This window comes from Pseudomonas sp. GM24 (assembly GCF_000282235.1).
GTDB lineage: Bacteria > Pseudomonadota > Gammaproteobacteria > Pseudomonadales > Pseudomonadaceae > Aquipseudomonas.
The window spans coordinates 1-16,922 of sequence record NZ_AKJR01000069.1 but is presented as its reverse complement, the minus strand read 5'-3'; the positions used below and the strand labels follow the sequence as shown (position 1 = coordinate 16,922).

Genomic DNA, 16,922 nt, shown 5'->3' with positions numbered 1-16,922 from the left:
AACTTAAGCAAATTATATGCCTGAAACTGAAGTGTTTGCCTAGAGCGCTGTAACAATTAAAGCGTATTAAATCCTGCTTGAATCGATACAGCGCCCGGGCGGCGCACCGGGCACTGTTGCGCTTACAGGCGGAACTCGTGGCCCAGATACACTTCCTTGACCAGATCGTTGGCCAGGATGGTTTCTGCATCGCCCTCGGCAATCAACTGACCGTCGTTGACGATGTAAGCAGTTTCGCAGATGTCCAGCGTCTCACGGACGTTGTGGTCGGTGATCAGTACACCAATGCCCTTGGCCTTGAGGTGGTGGATGATCTGCTTGATGTCGCCGACCGAAATCGGGTCGACACCGGCGAACGGTTCGTCGAGCAGGATGAATTTCGGTGCCGTTGCCAGCGCGCGAGCGATTTCCACACGGCGGCGTTCACCACCGGACAGGCTCATGCCGAGGTTGTCGCGGATGTGACTGATGTGGAATTCCTGCAGCAGGTTTTCCAGCTCTTTGCGACGGCCGGCCTTGTCGAGCTCCTGGCGGGTCTCGAGGATGGCCATGATGTTGTCGGCCACCGACAGTTTGCGGAAGATCGACGCTTCTTGCGGCAGATAGCCGATACCGGCCTTGGCACGACCGTGCATCGGCTGGTGGCTGACGTCCAGATCATCGATCAGCACGCGACCCTGATCGGCCTGTACCAGGCCGACGATCATGTAGAAGCAGGTCGTCTTGCCGGCGCCGTTCGGGCCGAGCAGGCCGACGATCTGGCCGCTGTCGATCGACAGGCTGACATCACGCACGACCTGGCGGCTTTTATAGGCCTTGGCCAGGTGCTGAGCTTTCAGAGTTGCCATTACTGGGTTTTCTCGTCGGTTTTCTTCTTCGGCTGGATCACCATGTCGATGCGCGGACGCGCCTCGGTGACCTTGCTGCCGGTAGCGCGACCGGCGCTGGCCAGTTTCTTCACGGTGTCATAGACGATTTTCTCGCCTTGCGTCGTGTTGTTGTCCTTATCGACAACCTTGGCCTTGTCGATCAGTACAACGCGGTTTTGCGCGGCGTGGTACTGGATCGTTACGCCCCAGCCCTGTACAGGCTTGGCATCACCTTGAGTCTGCAACTGTTCGAAGTAGGCGAGGTTGCCCACCGACGTCACGACATCGATATCGCCAGCCGGCGTACGGGTGATGGTCACCGTGTTGCCTTTAACGATCATCGAGCCTTGGGTGATGATCACATCACCTTTGTAGGTGGCGATGCCGTTCTTGTCATCCAGTTGGGCGTCGTCGGCCTGAATGCGGATAGGTTGCTGCTGATCGTTCGGCAGAGCCCAGGCGCTCACGCTTCCCAGTGCTGCGCCCAGACTGAGCAAAATAGGGAGGGTTTTAACGAGCCTCATACTGTCCTCTTACGTTCGATTGCAGGTGTATCCTGCTTTCCTTCAGGTACGCTTTCATTCCGACGCCAGTCGATACACCGCCAGCACCCTCGATTCTAACGGGTTGCTCGGTCTGCGCATATTCTTGCTGCGGGAACACGGTCATGCGGGTGCTGGTGATCAGAGTGCCGCGTTTTTTCTCATCGGTGCGCTGTACGCGTACCGAATCGATCAGTTCAACTTCGGTACCGCCCGAGTTCACTTCGCCGCGTTCGCTGGTCACGTGCCAAGGGAAGTCGGTGCCGCGATACATGTTCAGGTCCGGCTTTGTGACCAGGGTGACATCGGTAGCCTTGACGTGCTCGGCCTTGTCGGAGGTCATTTCATACTGCACTTTGCCGTCCGGCAGGTATTGCAGGGTGTGCGTGTTGGTTGCATACCAGTCGATAGGCGTTTCGACCGACGTCACCGGTGGCTTGTCGAGGAAGCGTTCCGGACTGATGTTCCAGTAGCCCACCGCGGCAAATATCGCCGCGATACAGCCGAACAGCAGGAAGTTGCGAAATTTTTTGCTAAACATGGTTTGGCTCACAGGTACGCGGCGTTGGCCGCATCGAGGCGGCCCTGGGCGCGCAGGATCAATTCGCAGAATTCGCGGGCGGCCCCTTCGCCACCACGGGCGCGGGTTACGCCATGGGCGTGTTCGCGGACGAAATCGGCGGCGTTGGCTACGGCCATGCCCAGACCAACACGGCGAATCACCGGCAGATCGGGCAGATCGTCACCGAGGTAAGCGACTTCTTCATAGCTTAGGCCCAGTTGCTCAAGCAGACCGTCGAGAACAACCAATTTGTCTTCGCGGCCCTGAAACAGGTGGGGAATCCCCAGGTTTTTCGCTCGACGTTCAACGACGGGTGTCTTGCGGCCGCTGATGATAGCGGTCTGCACGCCGGCGTTCATCAGCATTTTGATGCCTTGACCGTCGAGGGTGTTGAAGGTCTTGAACTCGCTGCCGTCTTCAAGGAAGTACAGGCGACCGTCGGTAAGAACGCCGTCGACGTCGAAAACCGCCAGTTTGATCGCTTTGCCGCGTTGCAGCAGATCGTTGCTCATTACATGACTCCTGCGCGCAGCAGATCGGAGAGGTTGAAGGCGCCGACCGGGCGATCTTCCTCGTCTACGACTACCAATGCGTTGATTCGGTGATCTTCCATGATTTTCAGGGCTTCGGCGGCCAGCATTTCCGGGCGGGCAGTCTTGCCGTGGGCCGTCATTACCTGGTCGATGGTGGCGCTGCGGATGTCGATGCTGCGATCCAGCGTGCGGCGCAAGTCGCCGTCGGTGAAGATCCCGGCGAGTTTACCGTCCGTTTCAAGGATAACGGTCATGCCCAGACCTTTACGGGTCATTTCCATCAATGCGTCTTTGAGCAGCGTGCCGCGTTGGACTTGCGGCAACTCTTGTCCGGCGTGCATGACGTTTTCCACTTTCAGCAGCAGGCGACGGCCGAGGGCGCCACCCGGGTGCGAGAAAGCGAAATCTTCGGCGGTGAAGCCGCGTGCTTCCAGCAGTGCCACGGCCAGCGCATCGCCCATGACCAGTGCTGCGGTCGTCGACGAGGTCGGTGCCAGGTTCAGCGGGCAGGCTTCGTGTTCGACGTGAACGTTGAGATTGACTTCGGCCGCCTTGGCCAGCGGCGATTGCGGGTTGCCGGTGACGCTGATCAACTGGATGCCCAGACGTTTGATCAATGGCAGCAAAGTCACGATTTCATTGGTCGAGCCGGAATTCGACAGGGCCAGGATCACGTCGTCGCGGGTGATCATGCCCATGTCGCCATGGCTGGCCTCGGCCGGGTGCACGAAAAATGCAGGGGTGCCGGTGCTGGCCAGGGTCGCGGCAATCTTGTTGCCGATGTGCCCGGATTTGCCCATGCCAACCACGACCACACGGCCTTTACTGGCCAGAATCATCTCGCAAGCACGTACGAAATCGGCGTCGATATGGGGCAGCAAGCCTTGTACGGCTTCCACTTCGAGTTGGATGGTGCGTTGTGCCGATTGAATCAGGTCGCTGGATTGGCTCATGTCAGAAATCGTATAGCCCGATGAAAAGGCGGCGATTATAGCGGTTATGTTGCAAAGGCTCACGCAAGTTCGTCGTGCTTTGTCATTCCTCGTTACCAAAAGCCGGCAAAAGAGCCTGCGCACCTGTCATATCGCCGAACACAGGCTGGTACAAGCCTTGGGCGCTTAGCCTTTGCAGTGATATAGTTCGCCGCCAGTTCGGCCTGCCCGGGATGTACGTGCTTTTTAAGTAAAGACAGGCGTCCGAGTGAGAGGCTGCATCGCAAGGAGTTTAGATGAGTGCCGATAACGCCTACGCGGTCGAGCTGAAGGGAGTCTCCTTCAAGCGCGGTGCGCGCAGCATTTTCAATAACGTCGATATTCGCATCCCGCGCGGCAAGGTCACCGGCATCATGGGACCTTCCGGGTGTGGCAAGACCACGCTGCTGCGATTGATGGGTGCACAATTGCGCCCTGCCAGCGGCGAAGTCTGGGTCAACGGCCAGAACCTGCCTGCGCTTTCGCGCAGCGATCTGTTCGATGCGCGAAAGCACATGGGTGTGCTGTTTCAAAGCGGCGCGCTGTTCACCGATCTCGATGTGTTCGAGAACGTCGCTTTCCCACTGCGTGTTCATACCGATTTGCCGGAAGAAATGATCCGCGACATCGTCCTGCTCAAATTGCAGGCGGTCGGTCTGCGCGGTGCCATCGAATTGATGCCGGATGAGCTGTCCGGTGGCATGAAGCGCCGTGTCGCACTGGCGCGGGCGATTGCGCTCGATCCGCAGATCCTCATGTACGACGAACCGTTCGTCGGGCAGGATCCGATCGCCATGGGCGTGTTGGTCCGTCTGATCCGTCTGCTCAATGATGCTCTGGGGATCACCAGTATCGTGGTGTCCCACGATCTGGCTGAAACCGCGAGCATCGCTGACTATATCTATGTCGTCGGTGATGGTCAGGTGCTGGGTCAGGGTACGCCGGACGAGTTGATGAACTCGGACGAGCCGCGGATCCGCCAGTTCATGACCGGCGATCCCGATGGCCCGGTGCCGTACCATTTTCCAGCGACGGATTACCGCGCAGATCTTCTGGGGAAGCGCTGATGCGCAGAATTTCATTAATAGAACGCGTGCGCCGGTTCGGCGAGGCGGCGATCGACGCCGTCGCGGTGTTCGGTCGTGCGACGCTGTTTCTGTTTCATGCCTTGCTGGGGCGTGGCGGGATCAGCGGTGGCTTCAGCCTTCTGGTCAAGCAACTGCATTCAGTCGGCGTGATGTCGCTGGTGATCATCGTCGTTTCCGGGATCTTCATCGGCATGGTGCTGGCGCTGCAGGGCTTCAGCATTCTATCGAGCTACGGTTCGGAACAGGCCGTGGGGCAGATGGTTGCGCTGACCCTGTTGCGTGAGCTCGGCCCGGTGGTGACAGCGCTGTTGTTCGCCGGTCGTGCCGGTTCGGCGTTGACGGCAGAGATCGGCAACATGAAGTCCACCGAACAGCTTTCCAGCCTGGAAATGATAGGCGTCGATCCGCTCAAGTACATCATTGCCCCGCGCCTGTGGGCCGGCTTCATTTCCCTGCCAGTGCTGGCGATGATTTTCAGCGTGGTGGGCATCTGGGGCGGTTCGTGGGTGGCTGTCGACTGGCTGGGTGTGTATGAAGGCTCTTATTGGGCAAACATGCAGAACAGCGTGAATTTCACCAGTGACGTGCTCAATGGCGTGATCAAAAGTATTGTTTTCGCCTTTGTAGTGACCTGGATCGCCGTATTCCAAGGCTACGACTGTGAGCCCACTTCCGAGGGGATCAGCCGTGCCACCACCAAGACCGTGGTGTTTGCCTCGCTGGCAGTGCTCGGCCTGGACTTTATTCTGACCGCTTTGATGTTTGGAGATTTCTGATGCAAAACCGCACCCTGGAAATCGGTGTCGGCCTGTTCCTGCTGGCAGGGATCCTGGCTTTGTTGCTGCTTGCTTTGCGGGTCAGTGGTCTGTCTCCGACGTCGACCACCGACACCTATAAACTGTATGCCTACTTTGACAATATCGCCGGTTTGACGGTCAGAGCGAAAGTGACCATGGCCGGTGTGACCATCGGCAAGGTCACGGCAATCGATCTGGATCGCGACAGCTTCACCGGTCGGGTCACCCTGCAAGTGGATAAAAAGGTCGACAACCTGCCGACCGACTCCACAGCGTCTATCCTGACCGCTGGTCTGCTGGGCGAGAAGTACATCGGTATCAGCGTAGGTGGTGAAGACAAGCCGCTGAAGGATGGCGGAACCATCCACGACACCCAGTCGTCACTGGTACTGGAAGACCTGATCGGTAAATTCCTGCTCAATACCGTTAGCAAAGACGCCAAATGAGGAGCTTTTGAATGATCTCTATCTTGCGACGCAGCCTGTTGGTGCTGTTGGCGGCCTTGCCGTTGATGGGTAACGCCGTGGCTGCTGCGACTTCGGCACATGATCTGGTTCAGGACACGACCACCCGGTTGCTGGCCGACCTGGCTGCCAACAAAGAGAAATACAAGCAGGACCCGACCGATTTCTACACGGCGCTTAACAACATCGTCGGGCCGGTAGTGGATGCCGAAGGCATTTCCAAGAGCATCATGACGGTCAAGTATTCGCGCAAGGCCACGCCGGCGCAGATGCAGACCTTCCAGGAAAACTTCAAGAAAGGCCTGTTTCAGTTCTACGGCAACGCCTTGCTTGAGTACAACAATCAGGGCATCACCGTTGATCCTGCCAAGGACGAATCGGGCGATCGCACCAGCGTCAACATGACCGTCAAGGGCAGCAGCGGCGCGATCTATCCTGTGCAGTACACGCTCGAGAAGATCAACGGCGAGTGGAAACTGCGCAACGTGATCATCAACGGCATCAACATCGGCAAGCTGTTCCGTGATCAGTTCGCCGACGCGATGCAGCGCAATGGCAACGATCTGGACAAGACCATCAATGGTTGGGCCGGGGAAGTGGCCAAGGCCAAGGAAGCCACCGAAAAGAACCCCGCGCAATGAATGAGGCCGCAGTTCGTATGAGTGATGTCGACGAGCTTCTGCTCAGTGGCGTGCTGGACTATCGCACCGGTGCCGACCTGCGCAAGGAAGGCCAGGCGCTGATCAAGTCCAGCAAGGCTGCTTCGCTGGTGATCGATTGCTCGGCGGTGAAGAAGTCCAGCAGCGTCGGTTTGTCGTTGCTGCTGTGCTTCATGCGCGATGCGAATGCGGCCGGCAAGGCTGTCAGCATCCGTGCGATGCCCGAAGACATGCGCGAAATTGCTCAGGTCAGTGAACTGACCGAACTGTTGGCGCACCCCTGAACCCACATCGATAAAGAAGCCCCCCGTCAGAGTCCTGCCATGCGGGGTTCGCAGGCGCGGGGCTTTTTTGTATGATGTCCGACCCGTGCGCACAGGGCGCCGATTGAGGTTGAGCATGCAGGCCGTAGAAGTGAAGAGCTTCCTTGAAGGAAAGCTGCCCGGAACGTTGGTAGAAGTTGAGGGCGAAGGCTGCAATTTCCAGCTGAACGTGATTAGCGATGAACTGGCGGCGTTGAGCCCGGTGAAGCGTCAGCAGCAGATCTATGCCCATTTGAACCCATGGATCACCGATGGCAGCATCCATGCGGTCACTATGAAATTTTTCAGCAGCGCGGCCTGGGCCGAGCGCACCTGAGCCTAAGGGCGTCGAGATTCTTATGGATAAATTGATTATTACCGGTGGCGCTCGTCTTGATGGCGAGATCCGCATTTCCGGCGCAAAAAACTCTGCCCTGCCGATCCTGGCTGCTACCCTGCTGTGCGATGGCCCGGTGACCGTTGGCAACCTGCCGCACCTGCACGACATCACCACCATGATCGAGCTGTTCGGTCGCATGGGCATTGAGCCGGTGATCGACGAGAAGCTCAGCGTCGAAATCGACCCGCGCACCATCAAGACCCTGATCGCGCCGTACGAACTGGTGAAAACCATGCGTGCCTCGATCCTGGTACTGGGCCCGATGGTTGCCCGTTTCGGTGAAGCCGAAGTGGCACTGCCTGGCGGTTGCGCCATCGGTTCGCGTCCGGTCGACCTGCACATCCGTGGCCTCGAAGCCATGGGCGCGGTCATCGACGTCGAAGGCGGCTACATCAAGGCCAAGGCCCCTGAAGGTGGCCTGCGCGGTGCGCACTTCTTCTTCGACACCGTCAGCGTGACCGGTACCGAGAACATCATGATGGCCGCTGCTCTGGCCAAGGGCCGCAGCGTGTTGCAGAACGCCGCACGTGAACCTGAAGTGGTTGACCTGGCGAACTTCCTCAACGCCATGGGCGCCAAGGTTTCCGGCGCCGGTACCGACACCATCACCATTGATGGCGTCGAGCGTCTGGGTTCGGCTTTCTATAAAGTCATGCCTGACCGTATCGAAACCGGTACCTACCTGGTCGCAGCTGCCGTTACCGGTGGCCGCGTCAAGGTCAAGGACACCGATCCGACCATCCTTGAAGCCGTTCTGGAAAAACTCCGTGAAGCCGGTGCAGAAATCACCTGCGGTGAAGACTGGATCGAGCTGAACATGCACGGCAAGCGTCCGAAAGCAGTCAACGTGCGCACCGCGCCGTACCCTGCATTCCCGACCGACATGCAGGCGCAGTTCATCTCGCTCAACGCCATTGCCGAAGGCACCGGTGCGGTAATCGAGACGATCTTCGAAAACCGTTTCATGCACGTGTACGAGTTGCACCGCATGGGCGCCAAGATTCAGGTCGAAGGCAACACTGCCATCGTTACCGGTACTGAAGTCCTCAAGGGCGCGCCAGTAATGGCCACCGACCTGCGTGCTTCGGCCAGCCTGGTGATCTCGGCACTGGTTGCCGAAGGTGACACGCTGATCGACCGCATCTACCACATCGACCGTGGTTACGAGTGCATCGAAGAAAAACTGCAGATGCTGGGCGCCAAGATCCGTCGCGTTCCGGGCTGATTGCTGGATTGGGACACAGGGACGTGTCCACTGATTTTAAGAGTCGAGCCGGTTTCCGGCTCGATGTGTGTCCGGCGCCGATTGCGACCGGACATGAGTACCTTGATAAGGACTGACGTTTCCCATGTTGACCATCGCACTGTCCAAGGGCCGCATCCTTGACGACACCCTGCCGCTTCTCGCCGAAGCGGGCATCGTGCCGACCGAGAATCCGGACAAGAGCCGCAAGCTGATCATCCCCACGACGCAAGACGACGTTCGTCTGCTGATCGTGCGTGCCACCGATGTGCCGACTTACGTCGAGCATGGCGCGGCTGACCTCGGCGTTGCCGGTAAAGACGTGTTGATGGAATACACCGGCCAGGGCCTCTACGAGCCACTGGATCTGCAGATCGCCCAGTGCAAGCTGATGACCGCCGGCAAGATCGGCGCGCCTGAGCCCAAGGGCCGTCTGCGCGTGGCGACCAAGTTCGTCAACGTCGCCAAGCGCTACTACGCCGAGCAGGGCCGTCAGGTCGACATCATCAAGCTGTACGGCTCGATGGAGCTGGCACCGCTGATCGGTCTCGCTGACAAGATCATCGACGTGGTCGACACCGGCAACACCCTGCGCGCCAACGGCCTGGAACCTCAGGAACTGATCGCCACGATCAGCTCGCGCCTGGTGGTCAACAAGGCTTCGATGAAAATGCAACACGCCCGAATCCAGGCGTTGATCGATACCCTGCGCAACGCAGTGGAATCGCGACACCGCGGCTGATTTACCTGCGCGACCCCAAGTCGCGCCGTCTATCCGCCTCATAGCCAGAATTCTCAGGTGCCCAAGCGGATCGAATGATAGTTTCGGGCGCCTGAGTTTTTGCCATTCCTATGAGGCTCTCGCTATGACCGCACCGACTGCAATTCGCCGACTCAACGCTGCTGACCCGGATTTCGCGCATCATCTGGATCATCTGCTGAGCTGGGAAAGTGTGTCTGACGACTCGGTCAATCAGCGCGTGCTGGACATCATCAAGGCTGTGCGCGAACGCGGTGACGCGGCGCTGGTCGAGTTCACCCAGAAGTTCGACGGCCTCGAAGTCGCTTCGATGGCCGATCTGATTCTGCCGCGTGAGCGCCTGGAACTGGCGCTGACGCGCATCACCGTGGCACAGCGCGAAGCACTCGAAAAAGCTGCGGCTCGCGTGCGCAGCTACCACGAAAAACAGAAGCAGGATTCGTGGAGCTACACCGAAGCTGACGGCACTGTGCTGGGCCAGAAGGTCACGCCGCTGGATCGCGCCGGTCTGTACGTGCCGGGTGGCAAGGCGTCGTATCCGTCGTCGGTATTGATGAACGCGATTCCGGCCAAGGTCGCCGGCGTGACCGAAGTGGTCATGGTGGTGCCGACGCCACGCGGTGAAATCAATGAGCTGGTGCTGGCGGCTGCGTGCATCGCCGGCGTCGACCGGGTGTTCACCATCGGCGGCGCGCAAGCCGTTGCGGCGCTGGCCTATGGCACCGAAAGCGTGCCGCAAGTCGACAAAGTCGTTGGCCCGGGCAACATCTATGTCGCCACGGCCAAGCGTCACGTATTCGGTCAGGTCGGCATCGACATGATCGCCGGCCCTTCGGAAATTCTCGTGGTCTGCGACGGCCAGACCGATCCGGACTGGATCGCCATGGACCTGTTCTCGCAAGCCGAGCACGACGAAGACGCCCAGGCGATTCTGGTCAGCCCGGACGCCGAGTTCCTCGACAAGGTCGCCGCGAGCATCGATAAACTGCTGCCGACCATGGACCGCGCGACCATCATCGAAACCTCGATCAATGGCCGCGGTGCGCTGATTCACGTGAAGGACATGGCGCAAGCGATCGAAGTCGCCAACCGTATTGCCCCGGAACACTTGGAGCTTTCGGTCGCTGACCCGCAAGCCTGGCTGCCGCAGATCCGCCATGCTGGCGCGATCTTCATGGGCCGTCACACCTCCGAAGCGCTGGGCGACTACTGCGCTGGCCCGAACCACGTGCTGCCGACCTCCGGCACCGCGCGCTTCTCCTCGCCGCTGGGTGTGTATGACTTCCAGAAGCGTTCGTCGATCATTTTCTGCTCCGAGGCCGGCGCTTCCGAGCTGGGTAAAACGGCATCGGTATTGGCCCGTGGAGAATCGCTGAGCGCCCACGCACGCAGTGCCGAATACCGCATCAAAGACGAAGACTTTCTAAAAGGGCAGGGGAACTGAGCGATGAGTAAATTCTGGAGCCCGTTCGTCAAGGATCTGGTGCCCTACGTGCCGGGCGAACAACCGAAGCTGACCAAACTGGTCAAGCTCAACACCAATGAAAACCCGTACGGCCCGTCGCCAAAAGCCTTGGCAGCGATGCAGACCGAACTGAATGACAACCTGCGTCTGTACCCGGACCCGAACAGCGACCTGCTGAAAACCGCCGTCGCCCAGTATTACGGTGTGCAGAGCAATCAGGTGTTCCTCGGCAACGGTTCGGATGAAGTGCTCGCGCACATTTTTCACGGCTTGCTGCAACACGATAAGCCGCTGTTGTTCCCCGACATCAGCTACAGCTTCTATCCGGTGTATTGCGGTTTGTACGGCATCGAGTTTGATGCGGTCCCGCTGGATGCGCAGTTCCAGATCGACCCGGCAGACTATGCCAAGCCGAATGGCGGGATCATTTTCCCGAATCCGAATGCGCCAACCGGATGCCTGCTGGCGCTGGACGCGGTCGAGCAGATCCTCAAGGCCAGCGCGGATTCGGTCGTGGTGGTTGACGAGGCCTATATCGACTTCGGCGGCGAGACGGCGATCACTCTGGTGGACCGTTATCCGAACCTGCTGGTGACGCAGACGTTGTCCAAGTCGCGTTCGCTGGCGGGTTTGCGCGTTGGTCTGGCGGTTGGGCATCCGGATTTGATCGAGGCGTTAGAGCGGATCAAGAACAGCTTCAACTCTTATCCGCTGGATCGTCTGGCGATTGTCGGTGCGGCGGCGGCGTTCGAAGATCGCGAGCATTTCGGCAAGACTTGCCGTCTGGTGATCGAAAGCCGTGAGTGGGTGATTGCACAGTTGCAGGCCAAGGGTTTTGAAGTACTGCCGTCGGCGGCCAACTTCATCTTCGCCCGGCACCCGCAGCATGATGCGGCGGGGCTGGCGGCTAAATTGCGCGAGCAGGGTGTGATTGTGCGGCACTTCAAGCAGGAGCGGATTGCGCAGTTCCTGCGGATTTCGATTGGCACGCCGGAGCAGAATCAGGCGCTGATCGATGGGCTTGGCGATCTATAAAAGCAAGAGCCCCTCACCCTAGCCCTCTCCCGGAGGGAGAGGGGACTGAATGGGGGATGCTGTTGAACTGCACCGACCTGATGCTGCTTTACCGAATCCATAATCGACTCGGTCTTCCAGGTCGATGCATGACGCCCTGCACATCGGTCGGCTCCCTCTCCCTCTGGGAGAGGGCTGGGGTGAGGGTGTGCTTTTATTCGTGATGCGGCTCGCCGAGGAATGTCAGCGAACTGAACAACCCACGACTATTCACATCCACACTGTTCTTCACCGGCACCTCAACCTGCGCCGCAATCACATTCAACCCTTCATTCCTCACCAACACCTGCGCCCGACCATCCTTGTCAGTCGCGGTGCTCAATGTGTTCGGCGCACTGCGATAATCGCCAATCAACTTCACCCCAGCCGCCGGTTTGCCATCGAGCAACACCCGCACCGGTAATGACTTGCCCGGCCCAACCGTCAGCGGATCAACCTCCGGCAGAATCAGCAGTTTGATCTGATCGAGTTTCGGCAACTTCGCCCCCGGCTGATAAATCGCCAGGCTGTACTTGAACGTCTCGGTTGCCTCAATGGCGCCCGGCACTTTGCTGCGGCCTTCGTTGACCCACTTCTTGTCGGCCGTTTGCGACCACATGCCATTGTTCAATGCCACGGCCATCACCGCCGGCGACTTCAAAGGTTTCAGGCGAGCATGATCCGCCAGGCGCTCGACGCTCACCGGAATCATCTTGCCGGCAACGTCGTAAGCCCAGGCACCTCTGATCTTCTGCGCTTTGAACGCGTTGTCCTCGGCACCATGACCGTAGACCACTTCGATATTGCCGCGACGCTCTTCGGTCCATAGGCCATGAGCCGAGACTTCGCCTGCGAACAGCGCGGCGATGAGCACAAGGGTTTTGTCGTATTGCATGGTGACGTCCTTTTACAGATTGAGTGTCAGGCTGACAGTGAAATTGCGCGGCTCGCCGGGGTTGACCCAGTAGTTGCTGTAGGAGCGCTCGTAATACTTTTCGTCGAAAAGGTTGTTCAGATTGAGGCCGACGGTGACCTTGTCGCTGGCCTTGTAATGCGCGAGCAGGTCGACGGTGTGATACGCCGGAAGTTCGAAGTCGCTGCCGGACTCTCCCGAGCGGTCGCCGACATAGGTAAACGCTGCGCCGACGTCCGAGCCGCGCAAATGGCCATCCTGAAACTCGTAAACCCCGAGCAGGCTGCCGCTGCGCTTGGCCACGCCGAGGATGCGGCTGCCGGTGGGAATTGCCGCGTCACCCTGGGTCACTTCGGCGTCGATGTAAGCGAACGCGCCGATCACCCGCACTGCGTCAGTCACTTGCCCGGTGATTTGCAGATCGAAGCCGCGACTGCGCGCCTTGCCCATCGCGCGGCTGGTGTCGCTGGCCGGGTCGAGGGCGAGGACGTTTTCCTTGTCGATGTGGAAGAAGGCGAGGGTGCTGCTCAGGCGCTCGTCAAACAGCTCGTTCTTGATCCCGACTTCGTAACCGACGCCTTCTTCCGGATCGAAGGATTTGCCGGAGGCATCTAGGCCATTGTTCGGTTTGAACGAGGTCGAGGCGTTGGCGAACAGGCCGGTGTTCGGCGTCAGTTGATAGAGCAGGCCGGCGCGCTGGGTGAGGGCGTCATGGCGCTGACTGCTCTTGGCGTTACGGCTGTGATCGTCGATGTGCTGGTCGAAATGTTCGAAACGTGCGCCGATCATTCCGCGCAATTTGTCGGTGAAGACGATCTGATCCTGCAGGTTCAGCGCATGACTTTCGACCTGTTCGAAGAAGTCAGTGCCCGAGCGTGCGCCATTGGGTTTTGGCTGGCCGTAGATCGGCTTATAGATGTCGATGGCGTAAGGGCCGCCGGCAATGGTGGTGACGCGTTCGTTCTTGCGGAAGTTTTCATACTCGGTGCCGATCAGCAGTTCATGCTGCCAAGGACCGAGGTCGAACAGACCGCGCAATTCCAGTTGGGTGATGCTGTCGTGCCAACTTGTATCGCGTTCGCGCAAGCGACGGTTGACCGTGTGGCCGTCGGCGTTCAGTGCCCGTTGTTCCGAGGCGTCGCCCCAGAGTTTGCCTTCCTTGTAGTGGCTGGCCAGGCGCAGTTTCCAGCTGTCGTTGAGGTGATGCTCCAGCGTGGCTTGAAGAAGATTGTTGTGATTGTCGATGTTGCCGTCATTGGGTTCGCCGAGGAAAGTCGAACGCGAAACACCGCTCCATTTGTTGTTGGGCGCGACGATGCCGCGATCGAACGTCGAGCTGTGACGGACGATTTCGCTTTCCACCAATAGCGACGTGTCCGGGTTCAATTGCCAACTGATCGAGGGCGCAACGAACACGCGTTTGCTGTCGACGTGATCGCGAAAGCTATTGTTATCTTCGACCGCGAGATTGATCCGCGACAGCACATCACCCTGATCATCCAGCGGCGTGTTGACGTCCAGTGCGGTGCGATAACGGTCCCAACTGCCGGCGCTGGTTTGCAGGGTGGTGAACGCTTCGGGCTGCGGTTTCTTGGTGACGATGTTTACCGTGCCGCCGGGATCGCCTCGGCCATACAGACTGGCGGCGGGGCCTTTGAGCACTTCGATGCGCTCGATGCTGGCCGCGTCGGGTGTGCTCGGATAACCGCGATTGGCGCTGAAACCGTCCTTGTAGAACTCCGAAGTGGTGAAGCCGCGCACGCTGTATTCGTATAGCGTCAGGCCACCGAAGTTGTTCTGCTTCGATACACCGCCGGCAAAATCCAGTGCGCGCTCGACACTGGTGCTGCCCAGATCCTTGAGCACGCTGGCGGGCACCACGCTGATCGCCTGCGGGATATCGCGGATCGCGGTGTCGGTCTTGGTCGCGCTGGATGAGCGCGTAGCGCGGTATCCCTTGACCGGTCCGGTCGGCGATTCATAGTCGGAAATGACGCTGATGGCGTCGAGTTCAATCGGTTCGGGTTCTTCGGCGAAGGCGGGATCGACCAGCAAGCCGAGGCTCAGGCCGAGCAGGGAAACCTTTGTTCGAGACGACATGTTATGTTGTTCCAATTCTTAGAATTGAAACAATATAACATGCCTGTTGAGAATGTCTTTTATCCGCGCATTCCGCGCGAGCAAAGTTTTATTCTTCTTTTTCTTTCACCGGTGCCGGTGGCGGACGCAGGCCGATTTCAGCGGTGAGCTTGATCTCTTTGCCGTTGCGCATCACCTGAATCGTCACTTTGTCGGTCGGCTTGATCCGCGCGACCTGGTTCATCGAACGGCGACCATCGCCGGCCGGCTCGCCATCGATACTCAGAATCACGTCACCCAACTGCAGGCCTGCCTTCTGCGCCGGGCCATCGCGGAAGATCCCCGCGACGACAATCCCCGGGCGCCCGGACAAACCGAACGACTCGGCCAGTTCCTGCGTCAGCGGTTGAACTTCAATCCCCAGCCAGCCACGAATCACCTGACCGTGCTCAATGATCGACTTCATCACTTCCATCGCCAGTTTCACCGGGATCGCAAAGCCAATGCCTTGCGAGCCGCCGGACTTGGAGAAAATCGCCGTGTTGATGCCGGTGAGGTTGCCGTTGGCATCGACCAGTGCGCCGCCGGAGTTGCCCGGGTTGATCGCCGCGTCGGTCTGGATAAAGTCTTCGTAGTTGTTCAGGCCCAACTGATTACGCCCGGTGGCGCTGATGATGCCCATGGTCACGGTCTGGCCGACGCCAAACGGGTTACCGATGGCCAGCGCGACGTCGCCGATGCGGATGTTGTCGGAACGGCCGACCGTGATCGCCGGCAGGGTTTTCAGGTCGATCTTCAACACCGCGAGGTCGGTTTCCGGATCACTGCCGATCACGCGGGCGAGAGTTTCACGGCCGTCCTTCAGGGCGACCACAATCTGATCGGCGCCGCTGGTCACGTGGTTGTTGGTGAGGATGTAGCCTTCCGGGCTCATGATCACGCCGGAGCCGAGGCTCGATTCCATGCGTTTCTGCTTTGGCGAGTTATCACCAAAGAAGCGGCGGAACTGGGGATCTTCAAACAGCGGATGCGCCGGTTTGTTGATGACTTTGGTGGTGTACAGATTGACCACCGAGGGCGCTGCGATAGTTACCGCATCGGCATAGGACACCGGCCCCTGCTGCACGCTGGTGGTTTGCGGGGCCTGTTGCAGGTTGACGTCGAGGCTCGGCAGCCCGACCCACTGCGGGTAACGCTGAATAATCAACAGAGCGATAAGCACGCCGGCCAACAGTGGCCAGCCCATAAAACGCAGCGCCTTGAGCATTAAGCACGTCCTGGAAGAGTTGCAGGCGGGGTCAGACCGCCCATAATGTCGCGCATTATACGAGGCCGCGCGCGCCTCTGAACGGGATATTTAGGAGTCTTTCATGGCCGTTGCCCTCAGCACCCTCGTCGAAGAAGCCGACCGTTACCTCGGCAGTGCGAAAATTGCCGATTATTGCCCGAATGGATTGCAGGTCGAGGGCCGTCCGCAAGTGATGCGCATCGTCAGTGGCGTCACGGCCAGTCAGGCCTTGCTGGATGCCGCCGTCGAGGCCGGGGCCGATCTGGTGCTGGTGCACCACGGTTACTTCTGGAAGGGCGAGAACCCTTGCATCACTGGCATGAAGCAGCGTCGACTGAAGACCTTGCTCAAGCACGACATCAGTCTGCTCGCTTACCACTTGCCGCTGGATTTGCATCCTGATGTCGGCAATAACGTGCAGCTTGCTCGGCAATTGGACATCACTGTTGAAGGCCCGCTGGATCCGGATAATCTTAAAATCGTTGGTCTGGTCGGGTCTTTGAAAGAGCCGATGACCGCGCGCGATTTCGCCCGCAAGGTGCAAGAAGTCATGGGCCGCGAACCGTTGCTGATTGAAGGTAATCCGATGATCCGCCGGGTCGGCTGGTGCACCGGCGGCGGTCAGGGCTATATCGATCAAGCCGTCGCCGCAGGCGTCGATCTCTATCTGAGCGGTGAGGCTTCCGAACAGACCTTCCACAGCGCCCGCGAGAACGACATCAGCTTCATTGCCGCCGGCCACCACGCCACCGAGCGCTATGGCGTACAGGCGCTGGGCGAATACCTGGCAAAACGCTTTGCCGTCGAACACATCTTCATCGACTGCCCCAACCCGATCTGATTTCACGCCGTTCCGTGTGTAGGAGCTGCCGAAGGCTGCGATCTTTTGATCTTGTTTTTTAACAGACCAGATCAAAAAGATCGCAGCCTTCGG

General features: G+C 59.1%; 19 protein-coding genes. 11 read left to right on the top strand and 8 right to left on the bottom strand.

The features are described 5' to 3' along the window. Positions 1-122: 122 nt before the first annotated feature. Genes lptB through PMI23_RS10725 form a run of 5 tightly spaced genes read right to left on the bottom strand, consistent with a single transcriptional unit; the run spans position 123 to position 3,459 of the window. Positions 123-848 (bottom strand): LPS export ABC transporter ATP-binding protein, encoded by a 726-nt coding sequence (gene lptB / locus PMI23_RS10745; RefSeq protein WP_007912415.1) that lies wholly within the window; start codon positions 846-848, stop codon positions 123-125. After that, on the bottom strand, positions 848-1,393 hold the full coding sequence (gene lptA / locus PMI23_RS10740) for a lipopolysaccharide transport periplasmic protein LptA (RefSeq protein WP_007912414.1): 546 nt from the start codon (positions 1,391-1,393) through the stop codon (positions 848-850). The genes lptB and lptA overlap by 1 nt, the downstream gene beginning before the upstream one ends. After that, a complete protein-coding gene (gene lptC / locus PMI23_RS10735) occupies positions 1,380-1,952 on the bottom strand; it encodes an LPS export ABC transporter periplasmic protein LptC (RefSeq protein ID WP_007912413.1) in 573 nt (190 codons plus the stop codon). Before lptC ends, lptA begins: the two co-directional genes overlap by 14 nt. Before the next feature lie 8 nt (positions 1,953-1,960). After that, a complete protein-coding gene (locus PMI23_RS10730) occupies positions 1,961-2,485 on the bottom strand; it encodes a KdsC family phosphatase (RefSeq protein WP_007912407.1) in 525 nt (174 codons plus the stop codon). Continuing rightward, entirely contained in the window at positions 2,485-3,459 is a 975-nt protein-coding gene (locus PMI23_RS10725; RefSeq protein ID WP_007912405.1) for a KpsF/GutQ family sugar-phosphate isomerase, read from the bottom strand. Before PMI23_RS10725 ends, PMI23_RS10730 begins: the two co-directional genes overlap by 1 nt. A 275-nt stretch (positions 3,460-3,734) precedes the next feature. Here PMI23_RS10725 and PMI23_RS10720 point away from each other — a divergent pair, with 275 nt between their 5' ends. The 10 genes from PMI23_RS10720 (at position 3,735) to hisC (ending at position 11,690) form a co-directional block, all read left to right on the top strand. After that, complete coding sequence (locus PMI23_RS10720) at positions 3,735-4,544, top strand: ATP-binding cassette domain-containing protein (RefSeq protein WP_007912403.1); 810 nt, start codon at positions 3,735-3,737, stop codon at positions 4,542-4,544. Beyond that, complete coding sequence (mlaE, locus tag PMI23_RS10715) at positions 4,544-5,341, top strand: lipid asymmetry maintenance ABC transporter permease subunit MlaE (RefSeq protein WP_007912402.1); 798 nt, start codon at positions 4,544-4,546, stop codon at positions 5,339-5,341. The genes PMI23_RS10720 and mlaE overlap by 1 nt, the downstream gene beginning before the upstream one ends. After that, a complete protein-coding gene (gene mlaD, locus PMI23_RS10710) occupies positions 5,341-5,808 on the top strand; it encodes an outer membrane lipid asymmetry maintenance protein MlaD (RefSeq protein WP_007912400.1) in 468 nt (155 codons plus the stop codon). Before mlaE ends, mlaD begins: the two co-directional genes overlap by 1 nt. A gap of 11 nt (positions 5,809-5,819) precedes the next feature. Then, positions 5,820-6,467 carry an MlaC/ttg2D family ABC transporter substrate-binding protein gene (locus tag PMI23_RS10705; RefSeq protein ID WP_007912390.1) on the top strand — a complete coding sequence of 216 codons (648 nt, stop codon included), beginning with the start codon at positions 5,820-5,822 and terminating at the stop codon, positions 6,465-6,467. Then, positions 6,464-6,769 (top strand): STAS domain-containing protein, encoded by a 306-nt coding sequence (locus tag PMI23_RS10700; protein ID WP_042704933.1) that lies wholly within the window; start codon positions 6,464-6,466, stop codon positions 6,767-6,769. The genes PMI23_RS10705 and PMI23_RS10700 overlap by 4 nt, the downstream gene beginning before the upstream one ends. Before the next feature lie 115 nt (positions 6,770-6,884). Beyond that, positions 6,885-7,124, top strand: coding sequence for a BolA family protein (locus PMI23_RS10695; RefSeq protein ID WP_007912386.1), 240 nt, complete (start codon positions 6,885-6,887; stop codon positions 7,122-7,124). A 22-nt stretch (positions 7,125-7,146) separates the two neighbouring features. Continuing rightward, on the top strand, positions 7,147-8,412 hold the full coding sequence (gene murA, locus PMI23_RS10690) for a UDP-N-acetylglucosamine 1-carboxyvinyltransferase (protein WP_007912385.1): 1,266 nt from the start codon (positions 7,147-7,149) through the stop codon (positions 8,410-8,412). A 124-nt stretch (positions 8,413-8,536) separates the two neighbouring features. Then, positions 8,537-9,172, top strand: a complete 636-nt coding sequence (hisG, locus tag PMI23_RS10685) for an ATP phosphoribosyltransferase (RefSeq protein ID WP_007912384.1) — start codon at positions 8,537-8,539, stop codon at positions 9,170-9,172. Between the two features lie 124 nt (positions 9,173-9,296). Next, entirely contained in the window at positions 9,297-10,634 is a 1,338-nt protein-coding gene (gene hisD, locus PMI23_RS10680; RefSeq protein WP_007912383.1) for a histidinol dehydrogenase, read from the top strand. Between the two features lie 3 nt (positions 10,635-10,637). Further along, the gene (hisC, locus tag PMI23_RS10675; protein ID WP_007912382.1) at positions 10,638-11,690 is read left to right on the top strand and encodes a histidinol-phosphate transaminase; all 1,053 of its coding nucleotides are present in this window, start codon (positions 10,638-10,640) and stop codon (positions 11,688-11,690) included. A 193-nt stretch (positions 11,691-11,883) separates the two neighbouring features. Here the strand turns inward: hisC and PMI23_RS10670 are convergent, their stop codons facing one another. From PMI23_RS10670 to algW, 3 genes are all read right to left on the bottom strand, one after another. Next, positions 11,884-12,603 (bottom strand): DUF4198 domain-containing protein, encoded by a 720-nt coding sequence (locus PMI23_RS10670; RefSeq protein ID WP_007912381.1) that lies wholly within the window; start codon positions 12,601-12,603, stop codon positions 11,884-11,886. A gap of 12 nt (positions 12,604-12,615) precedes the next feature. Further along, positions 12,616-14,721 carry a TonB-dependent siderophore receptor gene (locus PMI23_RS10665; RefSeq protein ID WP_007912379.1) on the bottom strand — a complete coding sequence of 702 codons (2,106 nt, stop codon included), beginning with the start codon at positions 14,719-14,721 and terminating at the stop codon, positions 12,616-12,618. Between the two features lie 88 nt (positions 14,722-14,809). Further along, positions 14,810-15,967 (bottom strand): Do family serine endopeptidase AlgW, encoded by a 1,158-nt coding sequence (gene algW / locus PMI23_RS10660; protein WP_007912377.1) that lies wholly within the window; start codon positions 15,965-15,967, stop codon positions 14,810-14,812. Positions 15,968-16,070: 103 nt separating this feature from the next. Between algW and PMI23_RS10655 the strand changes: the two genes are divergently transcribed. Continuing rightward, a complete protein-coding gene (locus PMI23_RS10655; protein ID WP_007912375.1) occupies positions 16,071-16,829 on the top strand; it encodes a Nif3-like dinuclear metal center hexameric protein in 759 nt (252 codons plus the stop codon). Positions 16,830-16,922: the final 93 nt, after the last annotated feature.

Bases quoted from the DNA above. Each gene is read 5' to 3' on its own strand.
- PMI23_RS10720 (WP_007912403.1), top strand. From the start codon at position 3,735: ATGAGTGCCGATAACGCCTACGCGGTCGAGCTGAAGGGAGTCTCCTTC.
- mlaE (WP_007912402.1), top strand. From the start codon at position 4,544: ATGCGCAGAATTTCATTAATAGAACGCGTGCGCCGGTTCGGCGAGGCG.
- murA (WP_007912385.1), top strand. From the start codon at position 7,147: ATGGATAAATTGATTATTACCGGTGGCGCTCGTCTTGATGGCGAGATC.
- lptC (WP_007912413.1), bottom strand. From the start codon at position 1,952: ATGTTTAGCAAAAAATTTCGCAACTTCCTGCTGTTCGGCTGTATCGCG.
- lptB (WP_007912415.1), bottom strand. From the start codon at position 848: ATGGCAACTCTGAAAGCTCAGCACCTGGCCAAGGCCTATAAAAGCCGC.
- hisC (WP_007912382.1), top strand. From the start codon at position 10,638: ATGAGTAAATTCTGGAGCCCGTTCGTCAAGGATCTGGTGCCCTACGTG.
- PMI23_RS10730 (WP_007912407.1), bottom strand. From the start codon at position 2,485: ATGAGCAACGATCTGCTGCAACGCGGCAAAGCGATCAAACTGGCGGTT.
- hisD (WP_007912383.1), top strand. From the start codon at position 9,297: ATGACCGCACCGACTGCAATTCGCCGACTCAACGCTGCTGACCCGGAT.
- mlaD (WP_007912400.1), top strand. From the start codon at position 5,341: ATGCAAAACCGCACCCTGGAAATCGGTGTCGGCCTGTTCCTGCTGGCA.
- PMI23_RS10670 (WP_007912381.1), bottom strand. From the start codon at position 12,603: ATGCAATACGACAAAACCCTTGTGCTCATCGCCGCGCTGTTCGCAGGC.
- PMI23_RS10665 (WP_007912379.1), bottom strand. From the start codon at position 14,721: ATGTCGTCTCGAACAAAGGTTTCCCTGCTCGGCCTGAGCCTCGGCTTG.
- PMI23_RS10705 (WP_007912390.1), top strand. From the start codon at position 5,820: ATGATCTCTATCTTGCGACGCAGCCTGTTGGTGCTGTTGGCGGCCTTG.
- PMI23_RS10725 (WP_007912405.1), bottom strand. From the start codon at position 3,459: ATGAGCCAATCCAGCGACCTGATTCAATCGGCACAACGCACCATCCAA.
- lptA (WP_007912414.1), bottom strand. From the start codon at position 1,393: ATGAGGCTCGTTAAAACCCTCCCTATTTTGCTCAGTCTGGGCGCAGCA.
- PMI23_RS10700 (WP_042704933.1), top strand. From the start codon at position 6,464: ATGAATGAGGCCGCAGTTCGTATGAGTGATGTCGACGAGCTTCTGCTC.
- PMI23_RS10695 (WP_007912386.1), top strand. From the start codon at position 6,885: ATGCAGGCCGTAGAAGTGAAGAGCTTCCTTGAAGGAAAGCTGCCCGGA.
- algW (WP_007912377.1), bottom strand. From the start codon at position 15,967: ATGCTCAAGGCGCTGCGTTTTATGGGCTGGCCACTGTTGGCCGGCGTG.
- PMI23_RS10655 (WP_007912375.1), top strand. From the start codon at position 16,071: ATGGCCGTTGCCCTCAGCACCCTCGTCGAAGAAGCCGACCGTTACCTC.
- hisG (WP_007912384.1), top strand. From the start codon at position 8,537: ATGTTGACCATCGCACTGTCCAAGGGCCGCATCCTTGACGACACCCTG.